Here is an 18,075-nt window from a genome sequence, read left to right on the forward strand (position 1 = left end):
CAGCCACCAATATATAAAACCTCGTTATATGGCGGTCAATTTCTAAGGGTGTATACAGCGTTCATTCGGATGAAACGATGGACCTGGACACAGTCAAAGATCGAGCGGGGCCGCGGGAGTTTAGCCCCGCCGACGACCTCCCCGAGGAGTACCGGAAGGCGGCGACCCGGATGATCGAATTCCACGCGAACAGCGAGATCATGGGCGCGTACCTGGAGCGTCCGTTCATCCGGCAGGCGCCGAGTATCGATCGAAAGCTGGCGTGCTCCGCGAAGGTCCAAGACGAGATCGGCCACGGACAGTTGCTCTACCGCGCCGCGGAGTCCCTCGGCGTCAAGACCCGAGAGGAGATGCTGGACGACCTCGCGAACGGCGACGGCAAGTTCCTGAACTGCTTTCACTACGAGATGACCGACTGGGTCGAGACGCCGATGATCGCCTTCTTCGTCGACGGCGCGGCGATGCGCCGACAGGCGACGCTTCGCCGGACGAGCTGGGAGCCCTACGCCCACGCGATGGACAAAGTGTGTTTCGAGGAAGGGTTCCACGTCAAACACGGCGAGGACATCCTCCGCGAGCTCATGTCGGGCTCGAAGAAAGAACAGGAGCTGACACAGGCGGCCTTCGAGGAGTGGTGGCCCCGCATCATCCAGTTCTTCGGCCCGACCGACGACAAGAGCACCCACCACGACTTCGCGGCCTCGGTGGGGCTCAAACAGCAGTCCAACGACCAACTGCGCAACGCCTTCCTCGATCAATACATCCCGAAGGCGCGGAGTTACGGCCTCGAGATTCCCGACGAACCGCGCATCCGCGAACTGGACGACGGCACCTACGAGGTCGAAGAGGGCGACCTCGACTGGGACGAGTTCTTCACGATCGCGAAGAACGACTACGAGCCCGGCGTGGGTCAGATCAACGGTCGCAAGGCTGCCCAGGAGGCCGTCCAATGGGTCCGCGACACGATCGAAAGCGACGCCACCGCCGCCGGCGGCCACGCGCCGCAGGCGGCCGACTGATCATGATCTGGGAAGTGTTCCGTCAGGAGAAGACCGGCCAGTATCACACCCACTGCGGTAACGTCCACGCCCCGGACCGCGAGATGGCGAAGCAGTTCGCCGCAATCCAGCACGGCCGACGCAAGCCGACTAACAGCCTCTGGGTCGTCCCCAGAGACGAGGTCGGTGAGATCGATGCCGAAGACGTCGCGTTCGGCGGGACGACCGACAAGGCCTACCGCTGGGCGACGACGTACAAGACGACCGGCGAGGACGCCCGCGAGGTCGTCGAATCCGAAGACGAACAGGCGACCGCCGAGCGACAACGAGGTGACGACTGATGGCGACGAGCCTCGAGAACCCCGACGAACTGGACGAGCGCGAGCGGAGGGCCCTCGAGACGCTGCTGAAACGGCTGGCCGACGACGAGTTCGTGCTGGCCGAGCGCTACACGGAGTGGCAGGTCCGCGCGCCGACGCTCGAGTCCGACCTCGCGCTAGCGAACAACGCCCAGGACGAACTCGGCCACGCCCGCCTGTGGTACGACGTCCTCGGCGACATCGGTTTCGAGGAGCGAGAACTGGTCTACGAGCGCGATCCGGCCGACTTCCGGCACAGCACGCTCGTCGAACGGCCCTTCGAAGATGGCGACTGGGCCGACGCCGTCCTTCGGTCGTACCTGTACGACGCCGCCGAGGAGATCCGGCTCGAGTCCCTCGTCGACTCCACCCACCCGAAGATCGCCGACCGCGTTGGCAAGATTCGAAGCGAGGAGGCGTACCACTTAGAGCACGCCCAGAACTGGCTCGAGCGGCTCGCCGACGGCGACGAAGGCCACGAGCGCCTGCAGGACGCGCTCGACAGGCTGTTCCCGTACGCGTTCACCCTGTTCGAACCGGTCGATCCGGATGTCGAGGAAGATATCGTCGATCTCGGCCTTCGCGACGCGACCCTCGAGGAGATGGGCGAGGAGTGGCTCTCGATCGTCGTGCCGTACCTCGAGTCGCTCGATCTCGAGCTACCGGCAGACGGCCGCGTGGGCGACGGTACCGACGAGTTCGAGTTCGAAGTAACCGAGGAGATGCTCCCCGAGGAGCGCGGTCGTGACGGAACCCACACCGACGCGTGGTTCGACCTCTACGACGAGTTCACCCGCACCTACCGCGAACTCGGGCGAACCGAGACGACCAGAATCATGGACAAACCAGAGTAATCGTAATGAGTAGCAATATTCCGGACGACACCGACGCCACGCCCTGTGCGTACACCGACTACCGCGAGGGCGAGACGAACGACGACCTTCCCGCGACCGGCGACGACGCGACCGGCCTCGCGGCCGACGTGTGGGACGCCCTCTACGGGATCGAAGACCCCGAGATGCCGATCAGTATCGTCGATCTCGGCCTGATCTACGGCGTCAGCGTCGACGACGGCGTCGCGAGCGTCGACATGACGCTCACCTACTCGGGGTGTCCCGCTCGAGACATGCTCACGGAAGACGTCGAAGACGCGGTCGCCGCAGTCGACGGCGTCGACGACGCCGAGTTGCGACTCGTCTGGAGTCCGGAGTGGACCGTCGAGATGGTGACCGAACGGGGCAAAGACGACCTGCGAGAGTTCGGGCTCAGCATATGAGACGGGACCTCGATCCGAGCGTCACGACCAGCGGGGAGACGACGGGTGCCGAGTGTCCCTACTGCGAGTCGACCGACACCGTCCGCGAGCATCCGAAGGGACCGTCGCTCTGCCGGTCGATGCACTACTGCAATAGCTGCGACCAACCGTTCGAAAAGTTCGAGTGAGCCGTTCGCGGTCTCGGTCCAGTCGCTCGGCACGTTCGCGCTCCAGGTCGCTCGGCGAGTGGTCCCCCAGGTCCGTCGCCCGCTCGAGCGATCGAGAGCGTCGTCCGCACCGTTTGTTCCGGGCCACTCGATCCCGTAGCGTGCCGTCGACAACCGATGCTGACGGCCGAGTCGTCGAAAAACCAAATTCTTTGGTACTCGATACCGTCCCTCGAGTACGGGCACATGGCAGACACTACCCAGTACAGGTCTCGAGACGAACTGCGGGAGTTGCAGTCGGATCGGCTTCGTGACACCGTCGAGTACGCCTTCGATAACGTGCCGTTCTACCGGCAAGCCCTCGACGACGCCGGAATCTCCCCCGCGGACGTCGACTCGATCGATGACATCCGGTCCCTGCCGTTTACGACGAAAGCCGACTTCCGCGAGACGTATCCCGACGGCCTGTTCGCCGTCGACGACGACGAACTCCGGCGGATCCACGCCTCCTCGGGGACCACCGGCAAGCCGAAAATCGTCTCCTACACCGAAGGAGACCTCGAACTGTGGAACGAGGTAATGGCTCGTTCGATGGCCGCGGCGGGACTCGATGCGAGCGACACGGTACAGAACGCCTACGGCTACGGCCTGTTTACGGGCGGCCTCGGTTTTCACGGCGGCGCCGAGGAACTCGGCGCGACGGTGATTCCGACCGGGAGCGGCGACACGCAGCGGCAGGTCGAACTCGCACGCGACCTCGAGAGCGACGCGCTCGCGTGTACGCCGTCCTACGCCCTGTACTTCGCCGAGACGGCCGCGGAGATGGGCGTCGACCCGCGCGAACTGCCGCTCTCGACGGTGCTGTACGGGGCCGAGCCCTGCACCGAACCGATGCGCGAGGCGATCGAGGACCGACTCGGCGTCAGGGGGTACGAGAACTACGGCCTCTCCGAACTGATCGGCCCCGGCGTCGCCGTCGAGTGCGAGGTCCAGGCCGGCATGCACGTCTGGGAGGATCACTTCTACCCCGAGGTGATCGATCCGCAGACCGGCGAGCCGGTTCCCGAGGGCGAGGAGGGCGAACTCGTTCTGACGTCGCTGACGAAGGAAGCCCTGCCGGTGCTTCGGTACCGCACCGGCGACCTCACGACGCTCACGCGGGAACCGTGCGACTGCGGTCGATCGATGGCCCGCATGGACGGCGTCACCGGCCGCGCCGACGATCTGCTGATCGTCCGCGGCGTCAACCTGTATCCGAGTCAGATCGAGGCCGTGATCCTCGAGTTCGATGCTATCGCTCCCTACTACCGCATCGACCTCGATCGCGAGAACGACCTGGACACCCTCGAGTTGGCCGTGGAACTCGTCGAGGCGTTCGACGGCGACGTCGACCGACTTCGCGACGAGGTTCTCGAGCGGTTACAGAGCACCCTGTCGATTACGCCAGACGAACTCGAACTGGTCGAGTACGGGACGATCGAGCGCACGGAAGTCGGGAAGGTAAAACGCGTCTACGACCACCGCTGATCGAGCGTTCGAGCCGGAGCGACGGTCGTTCGCTCGCCCTAGTACTTTTATTACGACTCGTGGGAAACGAGTCACGCATGGACACCGAAGCGTTCTTCGAAGGCATGCCGTTCGCATCCCTGCTCGGAATCGACGTCACCGACTGCGCCGACGGCCACGCCGAGGGTCGCCTCGAGATGACCGAGGAGCTCTCCTGGAACGAGGACCGGTTGATGGCCCACGGCGGCGTCACGTTCACGCTGGCGGACACCGTCGGGGGCGCGGCGCTGGTTTCGGAGGTCGACCAGCCAGTTCCGACGATCGATATGCGGATCGACTATCTCAGCGCCGGCACCGGCGACCTCTACGCGGAGGCCGACGTCGTTCGCTGCGGCAGCGACGTCGGCGTGGTCGACGTGGACGTCTACGCTGAAGACGACGAGACGCTGATCGCGGACGCACGCGGCGTGTACAAGACGGGATAGCTCGCATCGGCGTATTCTCGCGGTCGCTCGACCGAAAGCGACGCGTCGAACGACCGCTGAATGTCGCTCCAAATTCCCGATCCTCGAAGACGGTCCGCGAATCAATTCTCGTCGATCGGTTTCGTCCAGCCCCCATCCGACAGCCGCCATGTCTCGCGCAACTATTAAGTGTCATCTCCACGATTGTATACGATATGGCAACCGCCAGTCGGCAGGAAGGACGCGCCGTGACCGAGCGACTCCGACATCTCGTCACCGATTTCAGCGCGACATTCCCAATTACGTTCAACCTGGCGGCCGACGCACCGATGCGAGGCGACACACGCGCTCGCGTCGGTCACACGCTCTGGTCCTGACTCGCGGGCGTCGTTCTCACCGACCCCCGGGTCACCCAGACCGACCGTGGTACCGCACGACGACCAGCCGCCGGTCCACTACCACCATCAATGAGCACACAAGAAGACGTAGACGCGAGTAAGGCGAACGAACTCGCACGAACCGACGACGAACCGATTCGGATTCTCGACGCGGACGGGAACGTCCTGCCGAACGCGTCGGTGCCCGACCTCTCGGCCGAGGAACTCCGCTCGATGTACGAAGACATCGCGCTCGCGCGCCGATTCGACGAGCGGGCGATCAGCCTCCAGCGACAGGGACGGATCGCGACCTACGCGCCGATGACGGGACAGGAAGGCGCACAGGTCGCGACGGGGTACGCCCTCGAGGAGCGAGACTGGCTGTTCCCCACCTACCGGGAACACGCGGCTAAGTACGTCCACGGGATGTCCCTCGAGTCGCTGTTGAAGCCGCTTCGCGGCCACCGCGACGGCTACGCGATTCCGGACGACGTCAACGTCCTGCCGGAGTACATCCCGATCGCGACGCAGTTGCCACAGGCCGTGGGGATGGCGTGGGGCCACCAGCTACAGGGTCGGGTCGAGGAGGCCGTGCTGTGTCACTTCGGCGACGGAGCGACCTCCGAAGGCGACTTCCACGAAGGGCTGAACTTCGCGGGCGTGTTCGACGTGCCCGCGGTGTTCGTCTGCAACAACAACCAGTGGGCGATCTCGGTCCCCCGCGAGCGCCAGACGGCGAGCGAGACGTTAGCCCAGAAGGCACAGGCCTACGGAATCGAGGGCGTTCGCGTCGACGGACTGGACCCGCTGGCTACGTACGAAGTCACGCGAGCGGCCCTCCGGAAGGCGAAAGAGCCGACCGACGGCGAGCGACGACCGACGCTCATCGAGGCGGTGCAGTACCGCTACGGGGCGCACACGACCGCCGACGACCCGTCGGTCTATCGCGAGGACGACGAGGGCGACGCGTGGCGCGAGAAGGATCCGCTCGAGCGCCTGCGAAACTACCTGTACTCGGAGGGAATCCTCGACGACGAACGCGACGGCGAGATCACCGAGCGCGTGGAGACCAAAATCGACGACGCGATCGCCGCGGCCGAGTCGGCCGAGTCAGACCCCGATAGTCTCTTCGAACACGTCTACGACGAACCGCCGGCGCGACTCCGCGAGCAGCGCGAGGAACTGAACGCGCTCCGAGAAAAGTACGGCGACGACGCGTTCTCCGAGGTGTTAGAATGAGTTCGGCCAGCTCCGCCGAGTCGGACGAGGATGGCTCCGGCCAATCCACCGAATCCACTGGATCCGGCGAATCCACCGAGTCCGGCGATGAGCGTCTCACACTCGTCGAAGCGGTTTGCGATGGGCTCTACACGGAGATGTCGGCGGACGACCGCGTCGTCGTCCTGGGCGAGGACGTCGGCAAGAACGGCGGCGTCTTCCGCGCCACCGAGGGCCTCTACGAGGCGTTCGGCGATGATCGGGTCGTCGACACGCCGCTAGCGGAGTCCGGGATCGTCGGCACGGGGATCGGGCTGGCGCTGTCCGGCATGCGGCCGGTCGCGGAGATACAGTTCATGGGCTTTTCGTATCCCGCGTTCGATCAACTCGTCAGTCACGCCGCCCGATTTCGGAGCCGGAGCCACGGCGCGTACACGGTGCCGATGGTAGTCCGGATGCCCTACGGCGGTGGGATTCGAGCGCCGGAACACCACTCCGAGTCCAAGGAGGCGTTCTTCGCCCACGAACCCGGACTGAAAGTCGTCGCCCCGAGCACGCCGTCCGACGCGAAGGGGCTGCTCACCGCGGCGATCCGGGATCCCGATCCGGTCGTCTTCCTCGAGCCCAAACTGATCTACCGCGCGTTTCGGGAGGCCGTCCCGACGGGCTCCTACGAGGTCCCGCTGAGCGACGCCGCGATCAGGCGGGAAGGGAGCGACGTCACGGTGTACGCGTGGGGCGCGATGACCCGGCCGGCGCTCATCGCCGCGGACAACGTCGCCGACGAGTACGGCGTCGACGTCGAACTCGTCGACCTGCGGACGCTGTCGCCGCTGGACGTCGAGACCATCGTCGATTCTTTCGAAAAGACCGGCCGGGCCGTGATCGTCCACGAGGGGCCGAAGACCGGCGGCCTCGGCGCCGAAGTGGCGGCGACGATCCAGGAGCGCGCGGTCCTCTACCAGGAGGCGCCGATCAAGCGGGTGACTGGCTTCGACGCGCCGGTCCCGCTGCACTCGCTGGAGGACTTCTATCTGCCCCAGGCGGTCCGTATTCAGGACGGCATCCTCGAGACCGTCGCGTTCTGACGGCTCGCGTTACAGTCGCACCATCCGAAACGACTCGAGTCTCCGCTCGTCACCGAAGCTGCGGGGCGACTTCGTCGCCGAGTTGGTGGACGCAGTCGATCATCTCCTCGGTGCCGACGCCCGGATGATAGGTTCGAAAGATGAAGTGGATATCGTCGCCGAGCGCGTCGCGATAGCGCTCGAGTTCGTCGGCCACCTGCGCCGGCGTGCCGAAGATCGCCTGCTCTTTTAGTTCGGCCTTGCGTTCGTCCTCGAGTTCGTCGACGGCCTCGCCCGAGAAGATCTCCGCGTAGCGTCGTTGAATGTAGAAGTAGCCGTCCCGCATCGTCTCCCAGGCGTCCTCGCGGGAGTCGCCCACCCAGCCGTGCTGGAGGACGTAGATCGTGAAGTCGTCGTCCCCGTCCGCGAGGCCCTCCTCCTCGCGGACCCAGCGGATGTCCTCGACGCGCTTGCGGACGCCCTCTACCGAGAGCGACGACGGGGCACACCAGCCGTCCGCCGTTCGCGCGGCACGTCGAACGGCGGGTTTCGCGCCGCCGCCGAGCATAATCGGCACCGACTCGTCGGTCGGTTTCGGCGTGATCGAGACGTCCGGAGGGACGTCGTGAATCGAAGACTCGTAGTCGAGGTCGCCCTCGCTCCAGCCGGCCCGAAGGAAGGGGACGAGATCCTCGAGTCGGTCGGCTCGTTCGTCCCGCGGAACCCCGAAGACGTCGAACTCCCGCGGGTTCGAGCCGATCGCGAGCCCCAGCGTCAGTCGGCCGTCGGCAAGCAGGTCGACGGTCGCGGCGTCCTCCGCGAGCCTGATGGGGTTGTACAACGGCCCGAGCGCGACGCAGCTGCCGATCTCGAGATCGGTCGTCTCGGCGGCCATCGCCCCCAGCGTCGGCATCGTCGCCGAGAGGTAGCCGTCGTCGGCGAAGTGGTGTTCGGACACCCACGCGCTGTCGAGCCCCGCGGCCTCGATCTCGCGGGTCAGCGTCAGTATCTCGTCGTAGATCTCGCTCGCCTCGCGGTCGTCGTCGGGCCGCTGCTGGGCGGTGAACAGGCCCGTCCCGAGTTTCATACTCCTATCATCCAGTGTGACCGGCTTAATTGTTGGTGCCTCGGCTAGTCGTCGTATGCTTATTTGGATCCGATCGTTGTTTCGTCGTTGCGACCACTACGAAAGCCCCTGGCACGCTCGACTCCCCGGGGCTTGCTGCGGTCCTCGCTTCGCTGCGGTCCTTACTGCGCCCGGGAGGGATCGACTGTACCAGCCCCTTTCATTCCCACCCGTGTCGGCTGACCGGTCTGGCCACCGCGGGCGGGAATGAAAGGGGCTGACTCGCTCGAGGAACCCGGCCGACGTAAGCACGCGACCGAAGGGAGCGCGCGCAACGAGGCCTGGGAGTCGAGCGAGTCAGGGGCTTTCGTGGTGTTCGTAATGGACGCAACACCGTTTGAAGTGCCTCGAGTCGAGCGATCAGTGATCGATAACCGTAATCTCCTCAACCGGCCACTGGCTGAGGATCTCGACGCCGTTCTCGCGGACGACGACCATCTCCTCGACGCGGACGCCCTGTCGACCGGCGGGTTCCTGGGTCTCGACGGCCATCGTCATCCCCTCCTCGATCTCGATGGGGTGATCGGGCGAGAGGCCGCGCCAGATGAGCGGGACCTCGTACAGCTGGAGCCCGAGCCCGTGGGCCCAGTGGTTCGTGGTCATCTGCCAGTGGTCGTCGGCGCCGTAGTAGTCGGCGTGTTCGCCCTCCATATCCGGGAACGCTCGTGCGATTTCGTCGGTCGTCGCACCGGGTTCGATGCGCTCGAGGACGTCGTAAAGGTTGTCTCGAGCCGTCTCGTAGGCCTCCCGCTGCTCCTGGGTCGGCTCGCCCATCGAGAACGTGCGGTAATAACACGATCGGTAGCCGAGGTAGCCGATGTTGTAGAAGTCGGCGTAGACCAGATCCCCCGGACGGATCGCCCGATCGGTGGTGTTGGCCTGGTGTTTGGGCCACGTGTTCGGCCCGGCGGTGAGGTAGCCGCCGCCGACGAACGCGCCGTGACGCCACAGTTCGCGGACCGCCTCGCCCCAGACTTCGGTCTCGCGCATCCCCGGCTTCGCGGCGTCTTTGATCGTCTGGAAGCCCGCCTCGCAGATCGACGCGACCATCCGCAGACACTCGATCTCGTCGTCGGTCTTGATCTTGCGGGCATCTTCCATGACCGCGTTGCAGGTCTCGACGTCGGTCTCGAGGCCCTGGTCCTCGAGCGCGGCGAGCAGCCCTCGGTTGCCGACGTCGACGCCGAGCGTCTCGTCGGCGACGCCGTAGTCGTCCATCGCCTCGGCGATGCCCTCGGCCATCGTCGAGAGCAGGAAGTCGCGGGCCGAATTCCGGCCGGACGCTCGCGGAACGTTTCCGAGCCCGGGGCAGGCGTAGCGGATGTCGTGCAGCCAGGGACAGTTGAACCGCTGGTTGCTCGCGTGGTCGGCGGTGTCCCAGTGAACGATGTCGCCGCTCTCAGTGAGGAGGGTGTAGTGGTCCGCGCCGCTCCCGCCGGTCATCGCCAGCCCCGTCACGTAGCGGATGTTGGGATCCGAGACGAAGAGCATCGCACTGAGGTCCGTCTCCCGGAGGCGCTCGAGCGCTCGTTCCTTGCGCTCATCTCGGAGTCGCTGCGTGTCGATCCGTTGCTCCCAGTCGACGGCCTGCGTGCCGCGCGTGCCTTCCATGAACTCCCGCTCGTAGAACGTCATGTACTGACGTATCACTGCAGCCCACTAAATCGTACCGCTGGCGGTGACCGGCGACGGACACCGGAGTATAAGGGATATCGCGTGCTACAGATACACATGCCTATCCCCGGCTACGATCCCGAAGACATCGACGAACAACTCGAGTCGCGTCTGGACGACGGCGAGATCGAACGGAAGCTGACCGATTCGGAACTCGAGGCCTACCGCGACGGCGACGCGAACCTGATCGACTTCCTCGACGAGGAGGAGATCGAAGGGATTCTCGGTCGCTAGTAGCGTAGACGCCTGGCGCGAGACGTACGTGAGCGGACGAGTGCTCGAGTGGAGGAAATGAGTGAACAGGGCGTTCTACAGTCGCTGGCAACGGTGAGAGCCACGTCCTCCCCAGCCGATTCGTTCGCTCGCTGCGCTCGCTCACTCATCCCTCGCGTGGCGTCGAGCGGCGACTCACTGATCGTTCGTCGCCGCTCAGCACGCGCCACCACGTATGGACGAACGTCCGAACTGAGAAACGTGACCAAATCGGACAGTCCGCCGACGATCAGTCGTCGTCCGCGTCCGCCTCGCAGCCGCCGTGACCGTGACCCGGCACGTCCTGGCCCTCGATCGCGTGCTGGGGCGGGACGTCGATCGCCGGACTCTCGTCGAAGAAGTTGGCCGGCTGGAGTTTGAAGCTGTAGACCTGCACCGGGAGGATCGGCCAGTCCTCGGGTCGCGTCACGTGGTTCACGCCGAGCGTGTACCAGCAGACTAGGTCTTCCTCCTCGAGGTCGCGATCCTGCTCGGTCCAGGCCGGCAGCCCAGCACCGCCCGGGTGCTGGTTCGGGTACCGGCCCGACGGGTACCGCTCGTCCTCGCGGAACGGCGTCGCCCACAGGTGATATTTGATAAATCCGGATCGTTTCATCACGCTCGAGTCGGACTGCATCGCCGCTTCCACGTTGTCGCCGGGCACGAGCCGATACCCCGTCGGTTTCCCGAGGCCGTTCGCCGCGGTCGGGTTCTCGATCTGCCAGTAGCGACCCTTGAGCGAATCGATCAGGTCCTTCGCCTCTCCCTCGCTCGTCAGTTTCTCGCGCTTCGCGTAGAAGGCGTTGCCGCCGGGGTTGTGCGTTCGATCGTCGGCCTCGCCCATCGGATCGAAGCCGCCCGGCCCCGACGGCACTTGTTGATTTTCGACGCGGTAGAGCGAGTTCGGGCCGTCGTCGACGTTCAGGTCGAGCCGGAAGTTGAAGAAGTGCTGGTGGATCGGCCCCGTCAGCTGCGGGGCGACGAGTTCGCCGTAGCCCGACGGATCCTCGTCAGGACCGACCGCGGAGACGCTGTCGATTCCCGTCAGGCGGACCTCGACCTCGATCGAGGCGTCCTGGTAGAAGTACCAGTTGAAGATGTAGTCGTAGTTGCCCACGGCGGCGACGAACGAGACGACGAGGCGACGTCGCCGCCGGACCTCGTCGCTTCCCGTCCGCCAGTCGCTGCGCTCCCAGAGCGTGCCGTTGTCCTCCTCGTGGAGGCAGATGGCGTTCTCGAGCACGTTCGGATCGCCCGCCGCGGTGTTCATCACGGCGTCCCAGTAGTGCATGTGGCCGAGGCAGTCACAGCCGTTCGTCAGCGATTTCGCGAGCCGGCCGATGTTGTACTCGCCGACGTCCATCGCGTTCTTGAACCGATCGTTGATATCGGTCGTGCCGTAGGGGACCGACATCTCGGCGCAGGAGGCTCGGTCGATAATCGAGCGGATCTCGCCGTCGTCCTCGTAGCCGATATCGTAGAGAACGAGCCCCTCGCGCTGGGTCCAGCCCACGCGCATGTGCCAGCCCTGCCACTCGAGTTTCCGGCCGTCGACGCTCCAGCTCGGTCCGTCGGGCTGATCGACGTTGTATGGGGCCAGATCGTCGCGAAGGTCGACGTCGTTCTCGCGATAGGCCATCTCCTTCGGCGGCAGCGGTTCGTCCTCGTCCGGCGGCCCGTAGTCGACGACCTTCACCACTTCCATCCGATCGAGGTCGACGAACGTGTGAATGCCCGTCAGCGGCTTCGCGTATCCCTCGTCGCCGGTCTCCTCACTCGGGCGGAGGAAGGACAGGCCGTGGGCCAGCCGCTTCGACCGATCTACATCTTCGGGGACGAACTCGTGGCCGACCGACCACGGGTCGACCATCGCCCGGTCGGTGTTCTCGACGCCGCGTCGCTCGACGGCTTCCTGCCACTCCGCGTTGGCCTTCACCGCCTCCTCGCAGGCGATAAACTCCTCGATCGCGATCGACGGCTGGGCGCCCTCGACGTGCTCCCACGAAACGACGGACTCCGCCTCGAGCGAGACGACCGCCTCGATCGTCTTCCGGTCGGTGCCGTTCCTGACGACGATTCGGGCTCGACGATCGGGAACGTCGCCGCCGGCGTCGTACGCTGCGAGCGCCTCTTTCGAAGGTTCGGCCAGTTCGATTTTGATGCAGAGGCTCTCCGAACCGACGTCGCGTTCGTCGGTCAGAATCTCGTACGCCGTCTCGATCTCTTCGGGCTCGAGCGGATCGAGCGGGTGGTCGGCCTCGGCAATGGTTTCCGTTGCCATGGTACAATCCTGCACAGTCTGGTATAAGAAACTTCCCGGCGGTGACAGTTGCTCGAGCCTGCCGTTCAGCTCAACCGGCCAGAGTGACCTGGTCGGGCCTGACGGCGGACCCGACGCTACACCGGCTCGAGCCCGTGTTCCTCCCGTAACACGTTGATGTACTTCCGGAAGCCGGACTCGAGGTCGTACTGGGCCTCGTAGCCCAGATCTTCCTGGGCCTTCGTCATGTCGAGGTTCTGCGTCCAGGGGAGTTCCCCCTCGTCGGAGACGTCGATGTCGGCGTCGGGAAGCACGCTCTCGACAGTCTCGGCGGCCTCGCGGACGGTCGCGAGCACGCCGCGGACGTTGTAGACCCGCTGGGTCAGGTCCGATTCGGGCGTGAACGCCGCTTTCCGGAACGCCTGCGCGATGTCCTCGACGTGTTGCCAGTCGATCGCTTGATCGCCGTATTCGACGCTGTAGGGCTCGCCGAGCGCGGGCTTCTCGATGATGTTCGCCAGAAAGGCCGAGCCGCCGGTCTCGCGGTAGGGCCCGTAGGCGACCGTCGGCCGCAGCGCGACGTGGTCGAGGCCGTAGTCCTCGTGGTAGACTCGCGCTTGGTGTTCGTTGTACTCTTTCGTCGCGCCGTAGAGCGTGTCGGGGTAGACGAGTTCCGTCTCGTCGACCCACTCCGCGTCGTAGTTGTGCGGCGGAGCGTAGGCCGCCGCCGAGGAGGCCCACGCGACGCGCTCGACCTGATCGTCGAGCGTGCGTGCGGCCTCGAAGACGTTGTTCGTCCCCAAAATGTTCACGTCGGCCGCCGCGCGCGGGTTCTCGCGTGCGGTCGTCGTCAACAGCGCCGCGAGGTGGACGATGTGCGTCGTCCCCGTCTCCTTGACCGCGCGGATCACGTCGGTCGGCTCGGCAACGTCGCCGCGTCGCACCTCGGTCTCGTCGGCGACGCCGAGTTTCTCGAGGATCTCGGTGTCCGTCGAGAGGTCGTAGGCCACGACGTCGTGGCCGTGTTCCAGCAGGTCCTGTACGACGTAGGAGCCGATGAAGCCGGTTCCGCCGGTTACCAGCACCGTCGTTTCGTCGGTCATGTGATCCTCGTATTCGGTTCGGTCATGTATAGATTGGTGATCGTTCGAGTCGTTCGATTCGATTCGTTTCCGTCTGGCCCCTCAATTGGAACTCGTTACTCATGCAATCCCCCGATCGATTCGTAGAACGAGGAGGCTAGCGTGGCTGCCATATCCTCCTCGCGGTCGATCCGGACGTCGATCACGTGGGGCACGTCGGCCACCTTGCCGTCCTCGAGCGCCTCGGCGAACTCGTCGGGTTCGGTCACGCGCGTGCCGACGGCGCCGAAGGCCTCGGCGACTTTGACGAAGTCCGTATCGTGGAACTCGACGCCGGCGATATCGCCGTCTTCGTGTTGCATCTGTCGGACCATCCCGAGACTGGTGTCGTTGAGGACGACGAACGTCGGCGCGACGCCGTACTCGACGGCGGTCTCGACGCTGTTCATCGTCATCGAGAACCCGCCGTCGCCGGCGACCGCGATCACGTCCTTCTCGGTGGTCAGCGCCGCCGACACCGCCGCCGGGTTCGCCCAGCCCATCCCGCCGACGCCGCCGCTTCCGAAGTAGGTCCGCACCGCGGGCGTCTGGAGGTAGTACAGCAGCCAGAACCGGTTGTTTCCGGAGTCGGCGGTAACGATCGTGTCTTCGTCGACGACCGACTCGATCACCTTCGCCGCGCGCTGTGGTTTGATCGGGGCCGAATCGTCCGCGCACTCGGATGCGGTGAACCACTCTCGGGCGTTCGCCGCCCGCTCTTTCGCCCAGTCGTTCGCCCCCTCGCCGGCGTCGGCGAGCGCGGCCAGGCTCTCCGTCGCGTCGCCGATGAGGCCCACGTCCGCGGGGTAGACCCAGCCGGCGTTGCGGGTGTCGACGTCCGCGTGGATGATCGTCTGCTCGTCCGGCCGGATAAACTCCGGTGCCTGCCAGTTGGTATCCATCGGATTCAACCGGCAGCCGACGACGAGCAGCGTATCGGCCTCGCTGACGACCTGGTTCGCCCCTTCGTGGCCGAACGAGCCGATGACGCCGCCGGCGCGCTCGTCGGTCTCGGGGTAGGTCGATTTGCCGAGATAGGAGGTGACGACGACGCAATCGTAGGCATCGGCGACCGTCGCGAGTTCGTCGTAGGCCCGTGCAGCATGGACGCCATTCCCCGAGACGATCACCGGGCGTTCGGCGGCCTCGAGAGCTTCGACGGCCGTTACGACGTCCGTCGCCGCCGGCGCAGCGTCCCACGTCCGCGTCTGCTCGCGCGCGTCCCACGCGGTCGGCGTCGGATCGTCGGGAACGTCGTCGGTGATCGCGCCTCCGTCGAGGATGATCGCCGTCGGGCCGGGACGGCCGGCGACGGCGTGTTTGAACGCCAGTTGCGTCGATCGAAGGGTTTCGATCGGCGTGCGCGGGAACCACCACTCCTTGGAGACGCCGTCGAGGATCGAAGGGAGGCTGAACCCGCCGTAATCGCCTCTGGCCTGCTGGTACGGGGCCAGCGTCGAGTACTCGCCGCGCTCGGAGGCCTCGGTGAGGACGACCATCGGCGACGACGACAGCCGCGCCTCCATCTGACCGATCATCCCGAGGCTGCCGATCCACGGTCCCTGGCCCATGAGGACGCCCGGCGTCCCGGTGAGTCGGCCGTGCATCTCGGCCATGACGCTCGCCTCGCGTTCGTCGCGCGGCCGGACGAGCGTCACCGCCGAATCGGGGAGGTCCTCGAGCAGTTCGATCACCCGACCGCCCGGGTAGCCGAAGACGTATTCGACGCCGAGTTCCTCGAGCGTGTCGACGAGTGCGGACGCAGTGGTCGTCATTCGTCAGTAGCGTCCACGTGTACCGTTTCTTTGACGACCATTCGCGGCCCGGCGCCGGGATCGGTGAACTCGGCTGCGTCGTCCATGACCTCCTGACCCACGTCGGACTCGAACGCGTCGTTCAGCGCCCGTCCGTCCTCGAACGTGAGCTCGAGCACGCCGTCGTACTCGGCGTCGTCGGGGTTCACCGGTACTGACGTGCTGTACCGTTTCAGGCCGGGCAGGTCGCGGGCGATATCGGCGTGATCGCCCTGCCACCGCTCGGCGAACTCCTCGTGGCTGTACTCGTCGCTCCGGACGAGAAACTCGACCAGTTTTGTCATGCAACGCCACTGTTGGGTTCCGCCGACTTTGTTCTATCGGTGCGGTGTGTCCACAGCAGTCGCGGTGATTGTGTACGCGCACCAAACAGCTATGTGTGCGGATCGAGGTATCTGCGGTATGTCCGTGTCCGAGATGCCTGCGATGCGCGTCGATCACGTCGGCATCGCCGTCGAGTCGATCGACGACGCCGAAGCGCTGTTGTTCGTGCTCGGTTGCGAGAAGATCCACGAGGAGTCCAGTGAGTACGGGGCGTTCACCTGGGCGACGTACGTCCTCGGGGACGCCTCCCGACTCGAGCTCATCGCCCCCGAGGACGGTTCGGAGTCGTTCCTGACGGACTTCCTCGAGCGGCAGGGGCCCGGGCTCCACCACGTCACGCTCGAGGTCGCGGATCTCGAGCGAGCGGTCGACGTGCTCGAGGCGCACGACGTTCCCGTCGCCGACTACGCCGAGTTCGAGCACTGGAGTGAGGCGTTCGTTCCGCCGTCGAACCCGACGGGCGCGTTGTTCCAGTTGATGGAGTACTATGACGGCTACGCGGACTACCGCGAGGCTGGAACGCGGCTATTCGTACACGACGAGCCGCTCTGACTGCACTGGGGTTGACGGACCCGTCTAACACCGGCAGCCAGAAGCGCAGTAGCGGCCTGCCGGGTGATCACAGCCCTCATCATTTATTGTACTGTGCGAAAAACACGCTCGTGATGTACAAACACGTGGCCCTACTGGTCCGTCAGGACGGCCTGTCTCACGAAGAGTTCGTCGAGCACTGGCAGACCGAACACACCCCGATCGCCCGCGAGATCGAGGGCGTCGTTCGCTATCAACAGGTGCTGCCGACCGAACCGGACCACGCGGAGTTCGACGGGATCGCGGAGCTCTACTTCGAGGACCTCGAGGCCCTCCACGACGCGCTCGGCAGCGAAGGGTCGCGGGACTACGACCCCGAGAAGGGGAAAGCCAAGGAAGCCCGCGAGGACGTCGACAACTTCCTCGCGATCGAGGAACGACCCCGGTTTATCGGCGAGGAAATCGTCCAAAAGGACGAGGTCGACGGCGATACGGACGGGCTCTACAAGCATTCGGCGTTTCTCGTCCGACAGGAGGGGATGAACCACGAGGAGTTCGTCGACTATTGGCAGACCAATCACACGCCGATCGCTCGCGAAATCGAGGGCGTCGTGAAGTACAACACGATCCTGCCGACCGATCCCGAACACGCGGAGTTCGACGGCGTCGCCGAACTCTACTTCGAGGACATAGAGAAGCTGTACGACGCGCTCGGCGGCGAAGGCTCCCGGGACTACGATCCCGAGAGAGGCAAGGCGAAGGAGGCCCGCGAGGACGTGGACAACTTCCTCGCGATCGACGAACGGCCGCGTCTTATCGGTCGGGAACGCCTCGTCACGGACGAGCGCTGATCGCCATGTCGGAGCCAGATTTCGATTTCGACGGACAGGTCCGCGACGCGTTTCCGGAACTCGAGGAGATCGAGGACGGCGACCTTCGCGAACGCGTCGTCGAGGCGTGGGTTCTTGCCCTGGAACGCGGCGGCTGGCGGGACGTCGAGGACATCCCCTACGCCTGGAACATCCACGAGGTCTCGAACATCGAACACGTCCGCGGCGTCACCCGCATCGCCCTCGAGTCAGCCCGCGAGCAACGGGAGTTTCACGGCGCCGACCCGGATGTCGACACGATCGCCGCCGCGTGTCTCCTCCACGACGTGGGCAAGTGCTACGAGTACCCCGCCTTCGTAGACGACGAACTGCTCGCAGCGCCCGACCCGACCTACGTCAGCGAGGAGATTCCCCACTCCATCTCCGGCTACGCGCTCGCCCACGAGGTCGGCTGTCCGCTACCCGTCCAGCGCGCGATTCCGCACTTTCTCGGCGAAGTACCGAAACGGACGCTCGAGGCCGAACTCGTCAAGAGCGCGAACTCCGCCTCGTCGAACGCCATCACGGAGGCGACGATGGGGATCACGCTACAGGAGTGGGTCGAGGAGTACTCCCAGACCTCGTAACCGGGTCGGCCGTGAGACAGCGCCGAAATCCGGTATCGGGTTCGAACGATACGAACGAAATCACGGACCGTTCGAATAGCGGGAACAGGCTTTTGTCAGTTCTTCC

At 65.3% G+C, this 18,075-nt stretch carries 20 protein-coding genes; 14 read left to right on the forward strand and 6 right to left on the reverse strand.

The genetic code is table 11. The features are described 5' to 3' along the window. Positions 1-77: 77 nt before the first annotated feature. The 10 genes from paaA to BLT08_RS02930 all read left to right on the forward strand — a co-directional run bounded on the left by paaA (position 78) and on the right by BLT08_RS02930 (position 7,432). Positions 78-1,019, forward strand: a complete 942-nt coding sequence (paaA, locus tag BLT08_RS02895) for a 1,2-phenylacetyl-CoA epoxidase subunit PaaA (RefSeq protein WP_090303272.1) — start codon at positions 78-80, stop codon at positions 1,017-1,019. Between the two features lie 2 nt (positions 1,020-1,021). Beyond that, positions 1,022-1,339, forward strand: coding sequence for a 1,2-phenylacetyl-CoA epoxidase subunit PaaB (paaB, locus tag BLT08_RS02900; RefSeq protein ID WP_090303273.1), 318 nt, complete (start codon positions 1,022-1,024; stop codon positions 1,337-1,339). Continuing rightward, complete coding sequence (gene paaC, locus BLT08_RS02905; RefSeq protein ID WP_090303274.1) at positions 1,339-2,211, forward strand: 1,2-phenylacetyl-CoA epoxidase subunit PaaC; 873 nt, start codon at positions 1,339-1,341, stop codon at positions 2,209-2,211. Before paaB ends, paaC begins: the two co-directional genes overlap by 1 nt. Positions 2,212-2,216: 5 nt before the next feature. Then, positions 2,217-2,633, forward strand: coding sequence for a 1,2-phenylacetyl-CoA epoxidase subunit PaaD (gene paaD / locus BLT08_RS02910; RefSeq protein WP_090303275.1), 417 nt, complete (start codon positions 2,217-2,219; stop codon positions 2,631-2,633). After that, positions 2,630-2,800, forward strand: a complete 171-nt coding sequence (gene paaE, locus BLT08_RS22830; RefSeq protein WP_175529220.1) for a 1,2-phenylacetyl-CoA epoxidase subunit PaaE — start codon at positions 2,630-2,632, stop codon at positions 2,798-2,800. Before paaD ends, paaE begins: the two co-directional genes overlap by 4 nt. 225 nt (positions 2,801-3,025) lie before the next feature. Next, on the forward strand, positions 3,026-4,306 hold the full coding sequence (gene paaK / locus BLT08_RS02915; RefSeq protein ID WP_090303919.1) for a phenylacetate--CoA ligase PaaK: 1,281 nt from the start codon (positions 3,026-3,028) through the stop codon (positions 4,304-4,306). 77 nt (positions 4,307-4,383) lie between these two features. Then, the gene (locus BLT08_RS02920) at positions 4,384-4,770 is read left to right on the forward strand and encodes a PaaI family thioesterase (protein WP_090303276.1); all 387 of its coding nucleotides are present in this window, start codon (positions 4,384-4,386) and stop codon (positions 4,768-4,770) included. 194 nt (positions 4,771-4,964) lie between these two features. Continuing rightward, positions 4,965-5,126 carry a hypothetical protein gene (locus BLT08_RS22835; protein WP_175529221.1) on the forward strand — a complete coding sequence of 54 codons (162 nt, stop codon included), beginning with the start codon at positions 4,965-4,967 and terminating at the stop codon, positions 5,124-5,126. A 90-nt stretch (positions 5,127-5,216) separates the two neighbouring features. Next, a complete protein-coding gene (gene pdhA, locus BLT08_RS02925; protein ID WP_090303277.1) occupies positions 5,217-6,365 on the forward strand; it encodes a pyruvate dehydrogenase (acetyl-transferring) E1 component subunit alpha in 1,149 nt (382 codons plus the stop codon). Then, complete coding sequence (locus BLT08_RS02930; RefSeq protein ID WP_090303278.1) at positions 6,362-7,432, forward strand: alpha-ketoacid dehydrogenase subunit beta; 1,071 nt, start codon at positions 6,362-6,364, stop codon at positions 7,430-7,432. Before pdhA ends, BLT08_RS02930 begins: the two co-directional genes overlap by 4 nt. Positions 7,433-7,481: 49 nt before the next feature. On the opposite strand, the gene BLT08_RS02935 is transcribed toward BLT08_RS02930, so the two are convergent. Both BLT08_RS02935 and BLT08_RS02940 read right to left on the reverse strand, forming a co-directional pair. After that, on the reverse strand, positions 7,482-8,498 hold the full coding sequence (locus tag BLT08_RS02935) for an LLM class flavin-dependent oxidoreductase (RefSeq protein ID WP_090303279.1): 1,017 nt from the start codon (positions 8,496-8,498) through the stop codon (positions 7,482-7,484). A gap of 399 nt (positions 8,499-8,897) precedes the next feature. After that, a complete protein-coding gene (locus BLT08_RS02940) occupies positions 8,898-10,172 on the reverse strand; it encodes a M24 family metallopeptidase (protein ID WP_090303280.1) in 1,275 nt (424 codons plus the stop codon). A 96-nt stretch (positions 10,173-10,268) separates the two neighbouring features. Between BLT08_RS02940 and BLT08_RS22840 the strand changes: the two genes are divergently transcribed. Continuing rightward, on the forward strand, positions 10,269-10,445 hold the full coding sequence (locus tag BLT08_RS22840; protein ID WP_175529222.1) for a DUF8027 family protein: 177 nt from the start codon (positions 10,269-10,271) through the stop codon (positions 10,443-10,445). A 268-nt stretch (positions 10,446-10,713) separates the two neighbouring features. On the opposite strand, the gene BLT08_RS02945 is transcribed toward BLT08_RS22840, so the two are convergent. From BLT08_RS02945 to BLT08_RS02960, 4 genes are all read right to left on the reverse strand, one after another. After that, positions 10,714-12,744, reverse strand: a complete 2,031-nt coding sequence (locus BLT08_RS02945) for a primary-amine oxidase (RefSeq protein WP_090303281.1) — start codon at positions 12,742-12,744, stop codon at positions 10,714-10,716. Positions 12,745-12,860: 116 nt separating this feature from the next. After that, positions 12,861-13,826, reverse strand: coding sequence for an NAD-dependent epimerase/dehydratase family protein (locus BLT08_RS02950; RefSeq protein WP_090303282.1), 966 nt, complete (start codon positions 13,824-13,826; stop codon positions 12,861-12,863). 95 nt (positions 13,827-13,921) lie between these two features. Next, a complete protein-coding gene (locus BLT08_RS02955; RefSeq protein ID WP_090303283.1) occupies positions 13,922-15,619 on the reverse strand; it encodes a thiamine pyrophosphate-binding protein in 1,698 nt (565 codons plus the stop codon). Next, entirely contained in the window at positions 15,616-15,942 is a 327-nt protein-coding gene (locus tag BLT08_RS02960; protein WP_090303284.1) for an EthD family reductase, read from the reverse strand. The genes BLT08_RS02955 and BLT08_RS02960 overlap by 4 nt, the downstream gene beginning before the upstream one ends. A gap of 118 nt (positions 15,943-16,060) precedes the next feature. Here BLT08_RS02960 and BLT08_RS02965 point away from each other — a divergent pair, with 118 nt between their 5' ends. The 3 genes from BLT08_RS02965 (at position 16,061) to BLT08_RS02975 (ending at position 17,969) form a co-directional block, all read left to right on the forward strand. Then, entirely contained in the window at positions 16,061-16,534 is a 474-nt protein-coding gene (locus BLT08_RS02965) for a VOC family protein (RefSeq protein WP_090303285.1), read from the forward strand. Positions 16,535-16,647: 113 nt separating this feature from the next. Beyond that, a complete protein-coding gene (locus BLT08_RS02970; protein ID WP_090303286.1) occupies positions 16,648-17,364 on the forward strand; it encodes an EthD domain-containing protein in 717 nt (238 codons plus the stop codon). 5 nt (positions 17,365-17,369) lie between these two features. Beyond that, positions 17,370-17,969 (forward strand): HD domain-containing protein, encoded by a 600-nt coding sequence (locus tag BLT08_RS02975; protein WP_090303287.1) that lies wholly within the window; start codon positions 17,370-17,372, stop codon positions 17,967-17,969. The last annotated feature ends 106 nt before the right edge of the window (positions 17,970-18,075 follow it).

The sequence above is a fragment of the Natronorubrum texcoconense genome, assembly GCF_900100335.1.
In the GTDB taxonomy this organism is placed as follows: Archaea; Halobacteriota; Halobacteria; order Halobacteriales; family Natrialbaceae; genus Natronorubrum; species Natronorubrum texcoconense.